Source organism: Azospirillum sp. P4_B5, from assembly GCF_056402275.1.
The window spans coordinates 305,412-323,292 of sequence record NZ_JBFUHT010000008.1 but is presented as its reverse complement, the minus strand read 5'-3'; the positions used below and the strand labels follow the sequence as shown (position 1 = coordinate 323,292).

Genomic DNA, 17,881 nt, shown 5'->3' with positions numbered 1-17,881 from the left:
GCCGCTCACCGGGCGAGATCGACGCGGTGGAACAGGTGCAGGCCGAAGGGATTCATCCGATAGCCCGTCACCTCCTCGCGCAGCACCATGAACACCATGGAATGGGCCAGCGGCAGCCACGGAGCCTGATCCTTGAAGATCTCCTGAGCCCGATGATACAGGGCGGTGCGCTTGGCGACGTCGGTGGTCTGCTTGGCCTCGATGATGGCGTCGTCGAAGGAGCGGTCGCACCATTTGCCCATGTTGCCGCCGCCCTTGCGGGCCCCCTCGCAGCTCAGCAGCGTGTAGAGGAAATTGTCCGGGTCGCTGTTGTCACCGGTCCAGCCGATCATGCCCAGCTGGTGGTCGCCGTTCATCAGCCGCTTCATGTAGACCGACCAGTCGTCGGTCACCAGGGTGGCCTTGACGCCGACCTGGGCCAGATCGTTGGCCATCATTTCCGCCGCCCGCTTGCCGGCGGGCATGTAGGGCCGGGCCACCGGCATGTGCCACAACTCGATCTCGAATCCGTTGGCGTAGCCGGCCTCGGCGAGGAGTTGGCTCGCCCCCTTGGGGTCGTAGGGAATGTCCGCGATGGCGTCGTTGTAGCCCCAGCTCGTCGGCGGCAGCGGATTCTTCGCTGTACGACCGGTGTCGCCGTAGAGCGCGTCCACCAATGTTTCCTTGTCGATGGCCATGCTGAGCGCCCGACGCACCCGCACGTCGTCCAGCGGCTTCCGTTCCACGTTGAAGGTGAGGAAGGCGACGTTGTAGCCCTCCTGCCGCAGCAGGGTCAGCGACGGGCTGTTCCGGATCTTCGGCAGGTCGGTCAGGTTGGGATAGGGCATGACGTGGCACTCGCCGGCTTGCAGCCGGTTCAGCCGGACCGTGGCGTTGGGGGTGATGGCGAAGACCAGATTGTCCAGCGGCGGCCGCCCGGCCCAGTGCCCCTCGAACGCCTTGTACTGGAGCAGGTTGTCCTTCTGATAGGAGAGAAGCTGGAAGGCGCCGGTCCCCACCGGCTCCAGGTCGAACAGCTCCGGCGTGCCGCGCTTGGCCATGGTGTCGGCGTATTCCGCCGAGGTGACGGCGGCGAAGACCATCGACAGGTTGGCCAGGAAGGGCGCCTGCGGCCGGTTGAGGGTGAAGCGCACCGTCAGGTCGTCCACCGCCTCGATCGACTTCAGGATCGATCCCATGGAAAGATCGTTGAAGTAGTTGTAGGCCCCGTTTCCGACCGAATGATACGGGTGGTCCTTGTGCCATTGCCGGTAGAAGCTGAACAGCACGTCGGCGGAGGTCAGCGTGCGCGTCGGCGTGTAGCCGGGCGTGTCGTGGAAGCGCACGCCGGGGCGCAGCTTGAAGGTGTAGACGGTGCCGTCCGGCGAGATGGTCCAGGATTCCGCCAGCGCGGGCACGATGCTCCTCGATTCCGCGTCGAAGCGCACCAGCGTGTCGTAGGCGTGCAGGATCGCGTCGAAACTGGTGTTGGTGCGGGCCAGCGCCGGGGCCAGATTGTCCGGATTGCCTTCCGAACAGAAGACCAGCGTCGATGCCGCCTCGGCCTTCTGCTGCGCCCCGGCGCCCGCCAGAGCCGCCGCCGCGATCAGGAATGCCCCGCCCAGCCGGGCCACCCCATTCTTCAACACATCCGCCTTCACTCCGCCGTCCTCCCTCAACCGACCATCTGCCCGAGCCCCCAATTGGTGTGCGGAGATTAAAGCCAAACGGCGCCTACTTGCAATTGACGATATCTTTCAGAAGACAATCAATGAGTTTCTTTGGGGAAACACGGCTTCTTCAACGAAATTTTTTATAACGACCGGAATGAGTCGATGGGGATTGATGGAAAAAACACATTTCGGGGTTGTATCGAGAGATTTGGCGGGGAGCGGACAGGGAGGCGGCGTCGCCATCGTTGTGCGACGGATCGGAACACACGACCGGACCACGTCCAGAGCGGCGTCATCGTCCCGGGCTGTTTTGGCGACGAAATGATGCACGGATTGGTGGGGGGCGCCGACCCGGCCGCCGAGATCCATGACGCCTTTCTGATTGGAGCATGAATCCCGTTCACAGATTGTCTGGAAACGTCTCCATGTGTTCGGCGACAATCCCCACGTCGTCATCCCCGCGAAGACGCGTTCTTCACGGGATGTCCGGCCCTTTGGTCAGAAGACCCTTCGAGAGAAGCTGAAGATACATTCGAACGGCTTCTTCCGGCAGATTGACGACGCCGTCCTCATCGGTGTAGCGGAGGGCGAGATAGCCCCGCGTGGCGATCAGCATGTACACCAGCGGCTCCAACGCCTCGTCGCCGAGGTTGGCGATCTCGCCGTTCTTGCGGGCGCTGCGCAGGAAGCGCATGTAGCCGCCGGTGATGTTGTGGAAGTGCTGGCGGTGGGCCTTGGGTGCGAAAATCTCCGCCTCGTTCAGGATGCGCAGGAAATAGGGCATGCGCTTGAGGAAGGAGAAGAAGGCCCGGAACGACTGTTCCTCCTTCTCCAGAAAGGTTTTGGCGCCGCTGGCCTGCTGGCGGATGTGGGCCAGCATCTTGGCGCCCAGCACCGGAAGCAACTCGTCGAAAATTTCCTGCCGTGAGGAAAAGTAGTTGTAGAAGGTGCCCTGCGCCAGGTTCGCCCGCTGGGTGATGCGGGTGATCGAGGCGTCGATGTAGCCGTATTCCCCCACCACCTCGGCGGCGGCCTGGAACAGGGCGTCGCGGACCTCTTCCGATCGCTGCACCCGCGTCTTCTTTCCCGCCGTCCGCCCCATCGCCGCCATCGCCTGCAATCTCCCTCACCGTCCCGGATTTAGCCGTTCCCCACGCCTTTGACGAGAGAAACCGACACCTGATGCGGGTGATCGGGAAGCCGCCCGAACGCTTCCAGCACGTCGCCGATTGCCGCGTCGGGCAGGGCGCGGGCGAAACGCTCGATCCGGTCGTAGGCGTCGGCGGGTACCCCGGTTTCGTCCCCGATGCGGCGGACCAGCGCGCTCACCGCCTCCCAAGGCAGTGAGAAGTCGTCGGTTGTCATGTCCTGGCGGCGGGTCAGCGCCGTGCCGTCCTCCAGCACCACCTCGATGGCGCAGCACAGCCGCCGCACGCCCTCGTCGGGGACGAGATCGACCCGTTCGACCAGGGTGTTGACCGCGCCGTCGTCGTAGCGGGTCATCGTCTCCATGGTCGGCACGCCGCGCAGCAGGGTCAGCGCGATGCAGAAGGGGATGCTCATCAGCGTGCCGGAGATGCTGACGAACGGTCCCTTCGAATCCATGCCGGCGTAGCCGGTCTCGAACGGGTTCATGCGCACGGTCACCGACCGGATGGCCCTGCCTCCCACCTCGCCGCGCAGGGCGAGCGCCGCGGTGACCGGGGTCTGGTTGAAGGCGCAGACCGGGTAGGGCTTGAAGGTGACGCGGTGGATCGACCAATCGCGGCCCAGCCGCGCCGCCAGTTCCACGGGATCGCAGCCGGTGCGGGCGAAGGCGCGGATGAAACCGGTGCGGCCCTCGAAGGCGCGGGGGGCGGAGACGGAGCCCGCCGCCGCCAATCGCGCCGCCGTCAGGCCGTTCACCGCGGCGACGCCGACCTGATAACGCCACTCGTCGGTGCCGTCGTCGAAGGATTGCAGGATACCGCCGGTGAAGGAGGCGGCGTTGGCGAGCGCCGCCGCGATGCGCTCCTCCGGCAGGCCGAGCAGGTACGCCGCCCCGGCGGCGGCGGCCAGCGTGCCGTAGAGCGGCGAGGCGCGCAGGCCGGTGGGCGTGGTCAGCGGCGAAAAGGCGTTCTCCAGCAGCCCGCCCGCCTCGTAGCCGGCGACCAGGGCGGGCAGCAGCCGTTCCACCGGCCCCTCCCCGGCCTCGACCAGTGCGGTCAGCAGCGGGATCAGCACGGCGCCGATGTGGGCGGCGCCGCAGGTGTCCTCCTGCGCCCGGCCATGGAACAGGGGGGAGCCGGCCAGCGCCGCGCCGGGAACGCTGGTCCGTCGTCCATCCCCCAGCATGGTAACGCCGCCGGAATGTTCCCCATGCAGGGCCAGCGCCGCCGTCCGCGCCACCGGGGCGTAGGGCGTGCTGTGGCCGCCGAGCGCGATGCCGTAGCCGTTCAGCAGGCAGACCCGCGCCTTCTCCACCACGTCGGGCGGCAGGCTGTCCAGGGTGAGGCCGGCGACGAAGCGGGCGATGGCCGCCGCCAAAGTTTCGGAAGCGGTCATGGGGTGTCCTCCTCGCGGGTCGGAATCAGCTCGTCGCGCAGCACGCGCTTCAGCACCTTGCCGGACGGGTTGCGCGGCAGGGCTTCGCGCAGCAGCAGGCGCTTGGGGATCTTGAAGCCGGCGAGGTGCCGGCGGCAGTGCTGTTCCAGCGTCTCGGCGTCGAGGCTCTCGCCCTCCTTCAGCACCACGACCGCCGCCGGTACCTCGCCCCAGCGCTCGTCGGGGACGGCGATGACGGCGACCTCGACGACCTGGGGCAGCAGGAAGACGACCCGTTCGATCTCCGAGGAGGCAATGTTCTCGCCGCCGCTGATGATCATGTCCTTCTTGCGGTCGGTCAGGAACAGGAAGCCGTCGGCGTCGAGATAGCCGACGTCGCCGGTGCGGAACCAGTCGCCGTAGAAACTGCGCGCCGTCTTCTCCGGGTCCTTCCAGTAGCCCTTGGTGACCTTCGGCCCGCGCAGGCAGATCTCGCCGATCTCCCCGGCGGGCAGGGAGGTGCCGGCATCGTCGCGGATGTCGATCTCCACATGGGCGAGCGCCCGGCCCGTCGAGCCGATCTTCTCGATCTCCCGCCCGGCCTCCATCAGCGTGTCGCCCGAACAGCTCTCGGTCAGGCCGTAGCCATCGATGTAGCGGGCGTTGGCGAACAGGCCGGTGAAGTCGCGGATGCGCTGTTCCGGCGTGCGCTCGCCGCCGCCGATCGCCCATTTCAGGCTGGAGACGTCGTAGCGCCCGCGCTCCGGGTGGGACAGGATGCGCCCGACCATCACCGGGGCGAACCAGGCGCCGGTCAGCCGCTCGCGCTCGATGGCCGCGAGCGCCGCGTCCGGATCGAAGTCGCGCAGCAGGCAGATCGTCCCTCCCAGCCACAGCACCGCGAGGCCCGGCAGGTCGAAGGCGCCGACATGGTACAGCGGCCCGACCGCGAGAAGCCGGTCCTCCGCCGTCAGCCCCAGCGCCGTCACATGGTCCATGCATTTCCAGTAGAAATTCTCGTAGGAATGCATGACCCCCTTGGGGTGGTCGGTGGTGCCCGACGTGTACATCAGCCGGAACAGGTCCTGCGTCCCGCGCACCCGCATCGGCGGCACCGGCCCCTCCATGCCGGCCAGCGTCCGCCCGTCCGCCTGCGCCGCCGCGTCGACCAGGACGGCGTTCGGTTCGCCCTCCACCGCCGCGGCCAGTTCGGTGTCGGCGAAGACCAGCACCGCCCCGGCGTTGCCGGTGATGAAGGCGACCTCGGGGGCGGCCAGCCGGTAGTTGATCGGCAGGAACACCGCGCCGATGTGGCTGGCGGCGAAGGCGATCTCCAGGAAGGCGGCGCTGTTCTTCATCACCACCGCCACCACGTCGCCCTCGCGCACGCCGCGCCGGTGGAGGAAGGCGGCCATGCGCCCGATGCGGTCGAGGAAATCGGCGTAGCTGATGCGCTGGTCGCCGTAGACCAGCGCCAGCCGGTCGGGCGTGCGCAGCGCGTGGAACCGGATGAAGGCGCTCAGATTGACCACGGGTATCCCCTCCCTCGGGATGTGCGTCCGGCGTTGCCCGCCGGTTCCGCTGTCTATACGACCTCACTTGCCGGTCGGGCTTCGGCCGCATGGGCGGCCGGGACCGCGGTCGCGGTCCGAAGCGGATCGTAATCCGCTTCAGTAGGATTTCGGCATGCCGAGATCGTGCATGGCGATGAAGTTCAACACCATCTCTTCCGACACCGGGGCGAAGCGGAACAGCCTTGCGTCGCGCCACAGCCGCTCGACGTGATACTCTTTGGCATAACCCATGCCGCCCATCGCCTGCATCGACCGCTCGATGGCGTGGGACGCCGCCTGCGCCGCGATCAGCTTGGCGATGTTGGCCTCGCTGCCGTAGGGCAGGCCCGTGTCGCACAGGGACGCCGCCTTCAGATTCATCAGCCGGGCGCATTGCAGCTCGGCGTGGGCCTGGGCGAGCGGGAACTGGACGCCCTGGTAGGCGGCCACCGGCTTGTCGCCGAAGACCTTGCGGTCCTTGGCGTAGTCCACCGCCAGCCGGATGGCGAGGCTGCCGGCGCCGACCAGTCCGGCGGTGGTGACGATGCGCTCGGTGTTCAGCACGTCGAGAAGCTGGTGCCAACCGCCGTCGAGCGTGCCGATCAGCTCGTCCGGCTCGATCCGCACGTCGTCGAAGTAGACGGTGCTGGAGGCCAGCGTGTTGGTGCCCACCTTCTCGATCGGCTGGTGGCTGAGCCCCTCGCGGTCCACGTCGATCAGGAACAGGCTGATGCCGGCGGTGCGGCGGCCCGCCTCCTCCAGTCGGGTGGTGCGGGCGACCACCAGCATCTTCTGCGCGTCGGGCACCCCGGTGATCCAGATCTTCTGGCCCTTCAGCCGCCAGCCCTGCCCGTCGGCGTGGGCGAAGGTCCGGATCTCCAGGCTGTTGGAGCCGGCGTTGGGCTCGGTCAGCGCCATGCAGAAGTTCAGCTTGCCCTGGATCAGGGCGGGCAGCATGGCGTCCTTCTGCGCCGTGGTGCCGAACTTTGCCAGCGCCACGCCGCCGAAGATCGGGTTGATCATGAAGAGCTGGGCCAGCGTGGAACCGCCGCCGGCCGCCGACAGCGCCTCCACCACCAGCGCCATGTCAAGCATGCCAAGGCCGGAGCCGCCATACTCCTCCGGCAGGGAGACGCCGCCGAGTCCGGATTCGCAGATGCCGGCCCAGGCTTCGGTCGGGAAGCTCTTCTTCGCGTCCTGCTCGCGCCAATAGTCGGGACCGAACTCGGCGCCGACGCGCGACGCCGTCTCGATCATCAGGCGCTGTTCTTCGGAAAGCTGGAAGTCCATGGGGATTCGTTCCTTGGGTCAGGCGGCGCGAAGCAGGCGCAACGGCCGCTCCAGCCCGGCGATGATGCGGTTGAGGAAGGCCAGGGCGGTCACGCCGTCGAACAGCCGGTGGTCCGCCGACAGGACGAGGCCGAGTTCGCGCTTCAGCACCGGGGCTCCCGCCGCGTCGGGACGGAAGACGGAGCGGATGCTGCCGACGCCGAGGATGCTCGACTGGCCGGGGTTGATGATCGAGGTCATGTAGGTGACGTTGTGCATGCCGGCGTTCGACACGGTGATGGCGCCGCCCTGGAAGTCCTCCTCCGTCAGGCGGCCGTCGCGGGCGCGGCGGGTCAGCGACGCGGCCTCCGCCGCCAGCCGGTCGAGCGGCAGGGTCGCCGCCCCGCGCAGCACCGGGGCGACCAGCCCGCGCGGCGTGTCCACCGCCATGCCGATGTCGCCGCGGCCAAGGGCGAGGATCGCCCCGCCGGGAGGCTCGTCGTCCCACACCCGGTCCATTTCCGGCATGGCGGCGAGCGCCCGGCCGACGGCGGCCAGCACCAGATGGGTCATTGAAATCCGCGGTAGCCCGGATTCGGTGTCGGCGTTCAGCCGGTCGCGCAGGGCGGCCAGCTCCGTCACCTCTGCCTCGGCGGCGAGGTAGAAGTGCGGGACGTCGCGCTTGGCGGCGGTCAGGCGACGGGCGACGGTCGCTTGCAGGGTGGTGGGCTTCGACCGCTCCCCGGCAGGGGCTTCGACCTTTAGCGGCTGGGGCGCTGGTTGGGGCGCCGGTTGAGGCGTGGGCCGCGTTTGGGCCGCCACCGCCTCGACGTCGGCGACCTTGATGCGGCCACGCGGGCCGCTTCCGGCCACCGCCGCGAGATCGACGCCGAGCCCCTCGGCGCGTCGGCGGGCGAGCGGCGTCGACAGGATGCGCTCCCCATTGGCGCGGACCGGGGCGGGCAGGGAGCGGGCGTTGGCGGCGACGGGTGCCGGGGCGGCCTTCGCGGCGGCGGCCTCCGCCGGTTGCGGAGCGGGGGCGGCGCCCGCGCCATCGGTGGACCAGCGGGCGATCGGGGTGCCGACGGCCACCGTCTCGCCGGCCGGGATGGTCGTCTCGATCAGCACGCCGTCGCTGTCGGCCTCGACCTCCGAGGCGATCTTGTCGGTTTCGACGACGAGCAGCACGTCGCCGCTGCGGAAGGGCTGGCCGGGAGACACCCGCCATTCGGCGAGCACCCCCTCGGTCATCGTCAGCCCCAGCTTGGGCATCACCAGTTCGCGGACCATGGTCATTGCCCCGTGAAGGCGGCCTTGCGCTTCTCCAGGAAGGCGCGGCAGCCCTCGTGCGCGTCCCGGCTGTCGAGCACCAGCCCGATCATCGCCTGCTCGTAGGCCAGCGAGGCGCCGAGCGGCATCTCCGCGCCATGGCGCAGCGTGCGCTTGGTCAGCTTCAGGATCAGCGGCGATTTTGCGGCGATCTTGTGGGCGGTGGCCATCGCCTCGGCCATCAGCTCGGCCTTGGGGACGGCGCGGTTGACCAATCCCCAGGCGACGGCCTCCGCGGCGGTGAACTGGTCGCCGGTGAAGACCAGCTCACGCGCCCGGCAGGCCGGGATCTGGCGCAGGATGCGCTGGGTGCCGCCGGCGCCGGGGAACAGGCCGAGATTGATTTCCGGCAGGCCGAACTTCGCGCTGTCGGCGGCGATGCGGATGTCGAGCGACAGCACCAGCTCGGTCCCGCCGCCGAGCGCCCAGCCGTTGACGGCGGCGATGGTCGGCTTGTCGCAGGTTTCGAACCGGCGGAACACCCGGTGCACGACCTCCGCGAAGTCGAGATAGTGGGCGAGGCCCTGGCGGCTGTCGAGGTCGGCGATGTCGCCGCCGGCCACGAAGGCGCGCTCGCCGGCGCCGGTGACGACGATGACGTGCACGCCGTCGTCGGTCTCCAGCTCGCCCAGCGCCCGCTCCAGCTCCAGCAGAGTCGGCACGTCGAGGGCGTTGAGAGTCGCCGGGCGGTTGATGGTGATCAGGCCCACGGCGCCGTCGCGGCTGATGAGGATGGGGCTTTCTTCCGTCATGGTGTTTGTCCTCCCGTGGGGCGTTCAGGCGAGCGTGCTCTTGACCGCCGCGACGATCCGGTCGGCGTCGGGCAGATAGGCCGCTTCGAGGGTCTTGGCGAAGGCGATGGGCATGAAGGGCGCGCCGACCCGCAGCACCGGGGCGTCGAGGTCGTCGAAGGCATCCGCGGCAATGCGCGCGGCGATCTCCGCCCCGACGCCGAAGGCCTGCACCGCCTCGTGCGCGATGACCACCCGGTGGGTCTTGGCGACGGAGGCGAAGACGGCCTCCTCGTCCCAGGGCTGAATCCAGCGCAGGTCGACGATTTCCGCCTCGATGCCCTCGGCGGCCAGCCGGTCGGCGGCGGCGCGGGCGGCGTAGAGGGTGGCGCCGTAGGTGACGATGGTGGCATCGCGGCCCGCCCGGTCGATGCGCGCCTTGCCGACCTCGCGCGGGGCGTTCACGTCGATGTCGCCCTGAAGCGCGTAGAGCGCCTTGTTCTCGACGACGACGACCGGGTCCGGCGCCTCGATGGCGGCGCGCAGCAGGCTGTAGGCGTCGGCGACGGTGGCCGGGCAGACGACGCGCAGGCCGGGGATGTGGGCGAACCACGCCTCCAGGCACTGCGAATGCTGCGGCCCGGCGTTCAGCCCGCCGCCGTGCGGCGTGCGCAGCACCATCGGCACGCTGCACTGTCCGCCGAACATGAAGCGGGCCTTGGCGGCCTGGTTGACCACGGCGTCCATGGCCAGCGTCACGAAATCCATGAACATGATCTCGACCACCGGCTTCATGCCGGTCAGCGCGGCCCCGACGGCGGCGCCGACCAGCGAGGCCTCGGAGATCGGCGTGTCGCGCACCCGCTCCGGCCCGTGGGCGTCGAGCAGGCCGCGGGTCGCCTTGAACGGCCCGCCGGCGGCGGCCACGTCCTCGCCCATCAGCATCACGGCGGGGTCGGCGGCCATCGCGTCGTTGAGGGCCTGGGCGACGGCGTTCACATAGCGCAAAGGCTTCGGCATCGGAGGTCAGGCCCCGGCGGTGAGGGTGGCGGTCGGCGTGTAGACGTCGCGAAAGGCGGCGTCCACGTCGGGCAGGGCGTCGGCGCGGGCGGCCTCCAGCGCCTCCCGGATCTCGGCGTCCACCGAGTCGACCAAGGCGGCGAGCGCCGATTCCTCGACCCCGGCGGCGAGCAACGCCTCGGCGGAGCGGCGCAGCGGGTCGTTCTGCGGCAGGCCGGCGATCTCGTCGGCGTTGCGGTAGCGCTGCGGATCGCCCTCGAAATGACCGTGCCAGCGGGTGGTCAGGCATTCCAGGATGCGCGGGCCACCGCCGTTGCGGGCGGCGTCCACCACCTCCGCGGCGGTCTCGGACACGGCGGCGACGTCGTTGCCGTCCACCCGGCGGTGCGGCACGCCGAAGGCCGCGCCCAGCTTGTCCAGCGTCGCGGCGAACTGGGTGGAGGTCGGCGAGAATTCCGACCAGCCGTTGTTCTCGCAGACGAAGACCATCGGCAGCTTCCACAGCGCCGCCATGTTCAGGCACTCGTGCAGGGCGCCCTCGGCCATGGCGCCGTCGCCGAAGAAGGCGACCGCCACGCCGCCGGTGCGCTGCGTCTGGTGGGCGAGCGCGCTCCCGGTGGCGAGCGGCAACCCGGCCCCGACGATGCCGTTGGCCCCCAGCACGCCGAGCGACAGGTCGGCGACGTGCATGGAGCCGCCGCGCCCGCCGCAGATGCCGCCGGCCCGCCCCATGATCTCCTTGAAGAAGAGGTCGAGCCTCACGCCGCGGGCCAGCACGTGGCCGTGGCCGCGGTGGGTGGTGGCGAAGCTGTCCTGCGGCCCCAGCGCGCCGACGACGCCCGCGGCCACCGCCTCCTGCCCGACGCTGAGATGGATGAAACCGGGGATCTCGCCGTCGGCGAACAGCCGGGACAGGGTGGTTTCGGTCGCCCGGATCGTCTGCATGGTGCGGTGGAGCGCCAGCCGCCGGTCGGTTGGGATCGTGGTGGCCGCGATCGTGGTGGCCGGGGCCGGTGGAGTGGGGTCTGCCTGCGCGGCGGATGACGGCATGGGTGCCTCCCTTCGCAATTCTTCCGCGCCCCGCCGGTGTGTGGGAAAGCGCGGTGCGGAGTCGATGCTCCGTTGGTCGACCAAACAATGAACGATGATTCATGTTTCAGTCAAGTGGTCTGTTTGCCCCCACGCCGGCTCCCTTCTGCTGGGTGGGGCGACGACATCTGGTGCCCCTCTCCCGCCCCGGGAGAGGGAAGGGGCCCGCGCCCAGCGCGGGAAGGGTGAGGGTGCCGCCGCCAATAAGGTCTTTGATCCTTGTGCTACCCTCACCCGCCCGCTTCCGCGGGCACCCTCTCCCGGGGCGGGAGAGGGGACAGCCTCAAATACACCGTTGCGCGGAAAGTTGGCGCGCGTTACATTCTCGATGAAAAATGACTCATGGTTCATTCAAATAGGCGAGCCCGCACGCTCCGCCGCATAAGGGAGGGAAAAGCGCCATGCACCGTCGTTCCGTCATCCGCCTGCTCGGGGCCGCCGTCACGCTGACCTCGGCGCTCGCCCTGTCCGCCGGGTCCGCCGCCGCGCAGGACACCATCAAGATCGGCATGACCTCGGCCCTGACCGGCCCCTACAACGAGTATGGCGAGGGCGGGCGGCGCGGTGTCGAACTCGCCATCGAGAAGTGGAACGCCAAGGGCGGCATCAACGGCAAGAAGGTCGAGCTGGCGATGCTGCTCGACGACCAACTCGTGCCCGACCGCGCGGTGCAGAACATGCGCCGGCTGCTCGACAACAAGGAGCTGGTCGCCATCATCGGCCCGGCGGGCAGCGGCCCGACGCTGGCGGTGATCGAGATGGCCGCCGCCGACGGCCGTCCCTACATGAACCCGGTGGCGCAGACCCCGACCGTCACCTACCCGGACGGCGGCAAGCCGCGCCCGAACGTCTTCTCCTTCGCGTTGCAGAACGACGTCGAGTCGACGGTGCTCGGCCGCTACGTCGCCAAGCAGTTCAAGAAGCCGGGGCTGGTTCACGAGAGCACGGCCTATGGCGTGTCCGGCGCCGACATGATCGCCAAGGAGCTGAAGGCGGCGGGCGGTGCCGTCGTGGCGACGGAAACCTACAACCAGCGTGCGCAGGACGTGACGGCGCAGATCGCCCGCCTCCAGCGGGCCGGGGCCGACGTGGTGGTTTGCGTCGGGCTGGGCGCCGATCTGGCGGTGATCCGCCGCACCATGGCGCGGCTGAACTTCAACGTGCCATTGGTCGCCTCCAACGGCGCCCTGTCGATCCCCTATCAGGAGGCCGCCGGTGATCTGGTGACCGGCACGCGCGGCTCGATGGTCTACGTCTTCGGCGAGGAGACGCTGAACCCGGCGGCGCAGGGCTTCGCCGACGCCTACAAGGCCAAGTACGGCACCGACCGCTGGTGGGGCAACGACCCGCAGCGCCCGCAGATCTTCATGTCGCTGTCGGTCAGCAACGCCTACGACGCCGCCGACGTGCTGTTCGAGGGCATCAAGCGCGCCAACTCCACCGATCCCAAGGCCATCGCGACGGCCATCGAGGGCATCCAGGGCCTGCGCGGGGTGAACGCGACCTATTCCTTCTCCGCCACCAAGCATCACGCCATCGCGCCGGAGGATGTCGCGATCTTCGAGTATGTGAAGACCGGCGACAAGATCGGGCTGACGATCGTCAAGAACTGACGGGGTTCCCTCTCTCCTCCTTTCGTCTCCGGAGCGATCCCCCTCTCCCCTCTGGGGAGAGGGTCGGGGTGAGGGGGATGTCGGGGGACCGAAAGCGCAGGCGATGCGGGACCCCCTCACCCTAACCCTCTCCCCAGAGGGGAGAGGGGACTCAAAGGCGGGTGCTGCGACGGGGGAGAGACAACAAGGACGACGCCATGCATTTCGTGCTGCAACTCGTTTTCGCCGGCGTCTGCGTCGGCGCGGTCTACGCGCTCATCGCCATGGGGCTGTCGCTGACCTTCTGGACCACGCGGACGCTGAATTTCGGCCAGGGCTCGCTGCTGATGACCGCCTCGGTGGCGACGGTGGCGATGCTGGCGGCCGGGATGCCCGCCGTCATCGCCGTGCCGCTCGGCATCCTGCTGGCCGGCGGGCTGATGGTGGTGGCGGAGCGGATCGCCATCCGCCCGCTGCTGAAGTCCGGCGACAGCATGGGCTGGGTGGTCTCCACGCTGGGGCTCGGCATCTTCCTCCAGGGCTTCGTCTCCACCGTCTTCGGGTCGCAGGCCATCGCCTTCCCGTCGCTGGTCTTCGACAGCCTGGATTCGGTGGACATCGCCGGGGTCCAGGTCTCGTCGCAGTATCTCGCCGTTCTCGGCCTGTCGCTCACCCTGATGGTGGCGATGGAGCTGTTCCTGCGCCGCTCCGCCTGGGGCCGCGCGGTGCGGGCGGTGTCGCACGATGCCGACGCGGCGGCGCTGGCCGGCATCCCGGTGCGCCGGGTGATCGTGCTGTCCTTCGTCGCCAGCGGCGTGCTGGCCGGCATCGCCGGGGTGATGGTGGCGCAGATCACCGGCACCGTCGATCCCAGCTTCGGCTTCAACCTGATGGTGCTGGGCTTCGTCGCCGCGGTCTTCGGCGGCATGGGCAACACCGCGGGCGCCCTGGTCGGCGGCATCGCGCTCGGTGTCATCGAGAAGCTGGTCGGCGGCTACGTCTCCACCGCCGCCGAACACGGCATGGCCTTCGCCATCCTGATGGTGATCCTCGCCATCCGCCCGCAGGGTCTGTTCGGCCGCAAGGAATTCACGAAGGTGTAAGGGCCAGCGATGCGGAATTTCCTCTCCTTCCTCACCCGGACCCCGGTGGTCGCGGCCCTGCTGGTGGCGCTCGGCGTCGCGGCGGAGTTCGTCAGCGGCTCCACCGTGCAGATCTGGTCGTTCCTTCTCGTCAACGTCCTGCTGGCCCAGAGCATCAACCTGCTGACCGGCGTCGCGGGTCAGATCTCGCTGGGGCACGCCGGTTTTCTCGGCATCGGCGCCTACGGCTCCGCCCTGCTGATGAAGAATTTCGGGCTTCCGCTGCCGCTGACCCTGCTGGCCGGAGCGGCGATGGGGGCCGCGAGCGGCTGGCTGCTGTCCTTCGCCGCCGGTCGGGTGCGCGAGTTCTACCTCGCCATGATGACGCTCGGCTTCGGCATGATCTTCTACGAGGTCGTGCGCGAGTGGACCTCGGTCACCGGCGGCATGATGGGGCTGAGCGGCGTGCCGTCGCCTGGCCTGCGCACGCTGACCCTGTTCGGCTGGTCCGTCGGCCCGACCGCCTATTTCCAGATCATGCTGGCGGTGGTGGCCGGGGTTGTGTGGCTGCTGCGGAACTTCGTCACCAGCCCCTTCGGCCGCGCCTTCTTCGCCATCCATGTCAGCGAAGTGGCGGCCGGCAGCATCGGCGTTCCGCGCGCCCGCACCAAGCGGAACGCCTACATGCTCAGCGCCGCGCTGGCCGGGCTGGCGGGGGGCTTCTACGCCCATCTCGTCGGCTATCTCGGGCCGGAGACCTTTGGCCTGCACCGCTCGGTGGAGGTGCTGGTGATGGCGGTGGTCGGCGGGCTGGGCACGCTGGCCGGGCCGGTGCTGGGCGCCGTCGTCTTCACCTACCTGCCGGAGAAGCTCCAGATCTTCGCCGAGTACCAGTTCATGGTCTACGGCCTGATCCTGCTGCTGTCCTTCGTCCTGCTGCCGCGCGGGCTGGCCGGGCTGCTGCTGCCGCGCCCGCGCTTCGCCAAGGACGTGGCGCCGCTGCCCGCCCCGCCGCCCGCTGCACCGAAACCATCGGGGAGCGGGCCGCTGCTGAGCGCGGAGGGGGTGTCGATCAGCTTCCTCGGGCTGCGGGCGCTCGACAATGCCTCGGTCAGCGTGGGGGCGGGGGAGATCCTCGGCCTCGTCGGGCCGAACGGCTCGGGCAAGAGCACGCTGGTCAACATCATCAGCGGGATCTACCGCCCGAGCGACGGGCGCGTGACCTTCGACGGCGCCGCCATCACCGGCCTGCCCGACCACGCTGTGGCGCGGCGGGGGGCCCTGCGCACCTTCCAGGACCCGCGGCTCGTCCCCGCCTTCACGGTGCGCGAGAACGTGCTGCTCGGCGGGCACCGGCTCTACCGGCAGAACCCGCTGGCGGCGGCGCTGAACCTGCCGGGCGCCCTGCGCGAGGACGCGGCGATGCTGGGCCGCGCCGACGCCATCATCGCCATGGCCGGCCTGTCGCATCTGGCCGACACGCCGGTGCGCGACCTGCCCTACGGCGACCAGCGGATGACCGAACTGTCGCGCGTCATCCTCGCCGACCCGCGCCTCGTCATGCTCGACGAGCCGGCGGCGGGCCTGTCGGAGGTCGAACTGCAACGGCTGGGCGGGCTGGTCCGCCATCTGAAGGAGCGGGGTGTCGGCGTGATCCTGATCGAGCACCACATGGATTTCCTCAACGAGCTGGTCGACCGCGTGGTCGTGCTGGACAGCGGGCGGGTCATCTACCAGGGCGGCATGGCCGGCATGTACCGCGACCCGGCGGTGGTCGCCGCCTATCTCGGCACCGAAACCCACCCGGGGGAGGCCATCCATGCCTGACGCGACGGGTCTTGAAATCCACGGGCTGGAGGTCCGCTATGGACCGGTCGAGGCGGTGCGCGGTGTTTCGCTGCGGGCCGAGCCGGGGACCATCACCGCCATCCTGGGCGCCAACGGGGCCGGCAAATCCTCGCTGATGAAGGCGGTGTCCGGGCTTGTGCCGGCGGCGGCGGGGCGCATCACGCTGGACGGCGACGACATCACGCGGCTTCCTCCGCACGAGCGGGCGCGCCGCGGCCTGTCGCACGCGCTGGAGGGGCGCCGGCTGTTCCACCGCATGACGGTGGAGGAGAATCTGAAGGTCGCCTGGGACTTCCGCAACCGCGGCGGCAACTTCCGCGCGGTGGCCGACCGCGTCTACGAGCAATTCCCCATGTTGGCGCCGCGGCGGCAGACCCCGGCGGGGATGCTGTCGGGCGGTCAGCAGCAGATGGTCATCCTGTCGGCGGCGCTGATCCACGAGCCGCGCTACCTGTTGCTCGACGAGCCGTCGCTGGGGCTGGCTCCGGTGATCGTGCAGCAGATCTTCGGCTTCATCGAGTCCGTCTGCCGCGAGCGCGGCACCACCATTCTGCTGTGCGAGCAGGTGGCGGCCATCGCCTTGCGCGTCGCCCATTCCGGCTGCGTGCTGCGGCGCGGGCAGGTGGTGCGCGGCGGTCCGGCGGCGGAACTGGCCGCCGACCCCGCGCTGTCGGCGGCCTATCTGGGCGGGTGAGTGGTTGCTGCGCTTGCCCCCACCCCGGCCCTCCCCCGCTAACGCAGGGGAGGGTGCCTTTTGCGAAGCGGCGGCAGTCCCCTCCCCTGCGAGAGCGGGGGAGGGTTAGGGTGGGGGCAAGTGTCCCCAATCGCCAACGGGAGGAAACCACCATGCAATCAGGCGTCTACGAGTTCCTGGCGCAGGACCGCGTCATCTACGGCCGCCCGGCGGCGGAGGCGGTGGCGGAAACCGTCGCCAAGCTGGGCAGCAAGCGCCCGCTGATCGTGGCGAGCCGGTCGTTGAGCCGTGGGACCGGCGTCGTCGCCGCTATCCGCGCGGCGCTGGGCGACGCCTGCGCCGGGGTCTTCGACTCCTGCGTCGAGCATGTGCCGCGCGCCTCCGTCCTGGCGCTGGCCGAGGAGGTGCGGCGGCTGGAGCCGGACCTGATCGTCACGGTCGGCGGCGGCACGCCCATGGACACGGTGAAGGTCGCCCTGGTCGCGCTGGCCGAGGGCATCACCGATACCGCCGGCTTCGACGCCGTGCGCATCCGCGTCGCCGAGGATGGAACCCGCATCGTCCCGGCGGTGAAGGACCCGCCGCTGCGCCAGATCATCGTGCCGACCACCCTGTCGGGCGCCGAATTCTCCAATCTGGGCGGCGCCACCGACCCGGACCGCCGGGTCAAGGACCTCTACACCGGTCGGTACATCGGCGGGCAGGTGGTCATCCTCGACCCCGCCGTGACCGTCCACACGCCGGAGCGGCTGTGGCTGTCCACCGGCATCCGCGCCGTCGACCACGCGGTCGAGACAATCTGTTCCCGCAAGCCCCAGCCCTTCACCGACGCGACGTGCCTGCACGGGCTGGCGATGCTGGCGCGCTCCCTCCCCGCCAACCGGGAGAGGCCGGACGACCTCGACGCGCGATTGGAAAGCCAACTCGGCGTCTGGCTGGCCTCGACCGGGCTGGGCCGGGTGGAGTGGGGGGCCAGCCACGGCATCGGCCACCAGCTCGGCGCCGTCGCCAACGTGCCGCACGGCCATTGCTCCTGCGTCATGCTGCCCAGCGTGCTGCGCTGGAACCATCCGGTGAACGCCGACCGCCAACGGTTGGTGGCCCAGGCCCTAGGGCGGGAGGACGGCGACGCGGCGGCGGCGGTCGCCGATCTGGTGCGCGCCCTGGGCCAGCCGGACAGCCTGCGGGCGGTCGGCGTGACGCGCGACCATTTCGCCGCCATCGCCGCCGGGGCCATGCAGAACATGATGGTCCGCAGCAACCCGCGTCCGGTCACCGGAGAGGCCGACGTCCGGGAGATCCTCGAACTGGCCTGGTGATCCGCAGGCGCCACCACCCTACGGCATGAACGGCCCCGCCCCTCCCGGCGGGGCCGTTTTGCGTTCGGGGTGTGGAGGGGTTGAGCCGTGCATAATGACTATGGGGGTATGCATTTCAAACAATGCCAAGGACAGATAATTCGTTTGACCAACAATAAGTGCGCCCTCATAATCTTTATA

General features: G+C 69.5%; 15 protein-coding genes. 5 read left to right on the top strand and 10 right to left on the bottom strand.

Annotated elements, in window-relative coordinates:
• Positions 1 to 5: 5 nt before the first annotated feature.
• The 10 genes from AC1DVI_RS09200 to AC1DVI_RS09155 form a co-directional block, all read right to left on the bottom strand.
• Positions 6 to 1,640 carry an ABC transporter substrate-binding protein gene (locus AC1DVI_RS09200; protein WP_476957695.1) on the bottom strand — a complete coding sequence of 545 codons (1,635 nt, stop codon included), beginning with the start codon at positions 1,638 to 1,640 and terminating at the stop codon, positions 6 to 8.
• Positions 1,641 to 1,736: 96 nt separating this feature from the next.
• Positions 1,737 to 2,021 carry a hypothetical protein gene (locus tag AC1DVI_RS09195; protein WP_476957694.1) on the bottom strand — a complete coding sequence of 95 codons (285 nt, stop codon included), beginning with the start codon at positions 2,019 to 2,021 and terminating at the stop codon, positions 1,737 to 1,739.
• 106 nt (positions 2,022 to 2,127) lie between these two features.
• Positions 2,128 to 2,763, bottom strand: coding sequence for a TetR/AcrR family transcriptional regulator (locus AC1DVI_RS09190; RefSeq protein ID WP_476957693.1), 636 nt, complete (start codon positions 2,761 to 2,763; stop codon positions 2,128 to 2,130).
• 29 nt (positions 2,764 to 2,792) lie between these two features.
• The gene (locus AC1DVI_RS09185) at positions 2,793 to 4,196 is read right to left on the bottom strand and encodes an MmgE/PrpD family protein (RefSeq protein WP_476957692.1); all 1,404 of its coding nucleotides are present in this window, start codon (positions 4,194 to 4,196) and stop codon (positions 2,793 to 2,795) included.
• Positions 4,193 to 5,707, bottom strand: a complete 1,515-nt coding sequence (locus tag AC1DVI_RS09180; RefSeq protein ID WP_476957691.1) for an AMP-binding protein — start codon at positions 5,705 to 5,707, stop codon at positions 4,193 to 4,195. The genes AC1DVI_RS09185 and AC1DVI_RS09180 overlap by 4 nt, the downstream gene beginning before the upstream one ends.
• 138 nt (positions 5,708 to 5,845) lie before the next feature.
• Entirely contained in the window at positions 5,846 to 7,018 is a 1,173-nt protein-coding gene (locus tag AC1DVI_RS09175) for an acyl-CoA dehydrogenase family protein (RefSeq protein WP_476957690.1), read from the bottom strand.
• 18 nt (positions 7,019 to 7,036) lie between these two features.
• A complete protein-coding gene (locus AC1DVI_RS09170) occupies positions 7,037 to 8,287 on the bottom strand; it encodes a dihydrolipoamide acetyltransferase family protein (protein WP_476957689.1) in 1,251 nt (416 codons plus the stop codon).
• A gap of 2 nt (positions 8,288 to 8,289) precedes the next feature.
• The gene (locus tag AC1DVI_RS09165) at positions 8,290 to 9,078 is read right to left on the bottom strand and encodes an enoyl-CoA hydratase/isomerase family protein (RefSeq protein WP_476957688.1); all 789 of its coding nucleotides are present in this window, start codon (positions 9,076 to 9,078) and stop codon (positions 8,290 to 8,292) included.
• A 24-nt stretch (positions 9,079 to 9,102) separates the two neighbouring features.
• A complete protein-coding gene (locus AC1DVI_RS09160) occupies positions 9,103 to 10,077 on the bottom strand; it encodes an alpha-ketoacid dehydrogenase subunit beta (protein WP_137118466.1) in 975 nt (324 codons plus the stop codon).
• 6 nt (positions 10,078 to 10,083) lie between these two features.
• Positions 10,084 to 11,127, bottom strand: a complete 1,044-nt coding sequence (locus AC1DVI_RS09155) for a thiamine pyrophosphate-dependent dehydrogenase E1 component subunit alpha (RefSeq protein WP_476957687.1) — start codon at positions 11,125 to 11,127, stop codon at positions 10,084 to 10,086.
• Positions 11,128 to 11,567: 440 nt separating this feature from the next.
• On the opposite strand from AC1DVI_RS09155, the gene AC1DVI_RS09150 reads away from it, so the two are divergent.
• The 5 genes from AC1DVI_RS09150 (at position 11,568) to AC1DVI_RS09130 (ending at position 17,701) form a co-directional block, all read left to right on the top strand.
• Entirely contained in the window at positions 11,568 to 12,779 is a 1,212-nt protein-coding gene (locus AC1DVI_RS09150; protein ID WP_137142448.1) for an ABC transporter substrate-binding protein, read from the top strand.
• Positions 12,780 to 12,976: 197 nt separating this feature from the next.
• On the top strand, positions 12,977 to 13,861 hold the full coding sequence (locus AC1DVI_RS09145; RefSeq protein ID WP_149165734.1) for a branched-chain amino acid ABC transporter permease: 885 nt from the start codon (positions 12,977 to 12,979) through the stop codon (positions 13,859 to 13,861).
• 9 nt (positions 13,862 to 13,870) lie between these two features.
• Positions 13,871 to 15,667 carry a branched-chain amino acid ABC transporter ATP-binding protein/permease gene (locus tag AC1DVI_RS09140; RefSeq protein WP_476957686.1) on the top strand — a complete coding sequence of 599 codons (1,797 nt, stop codon included), beginning with the start codon at positions 13,871 to 13,873 and terminating at the stop codon, positions 15,665 to 15,667.
• Complete coding sequence (locus AC1DVI_RS09135) at positions 15,660 to 16,382, top strand: ABC transporter ATP-binding protein (RefSeq protein ID WP_476957685.1); 723 nt, start codon at positions 15,660 to 15,662, stop codon at positions 16,380 to 16,382. Before AC1DVI_RS09140 ends, AC1DVI_RS09135 begins: the two co-directional genes overlap by 8 nt.
• 152 nt (positions 16,383 to 16,534) lie before the next feature.
• Positions 16,535 to 17,701 carry an iron-containing alcohol dehydrogenase gene (locus AC1DVI_RS09130; RefSeq protein WP_476957684.1) on the top strand — a complete coding sequence of 389 codons (1,167 nt, stop codon included), beginning with the start codon at positions 16,535 to 16,537 and terminating at the stop codon, positions 17,699 to 17,701.
• Positions 17,702 to 17,881: the final 180 nt, after the last annotated feature.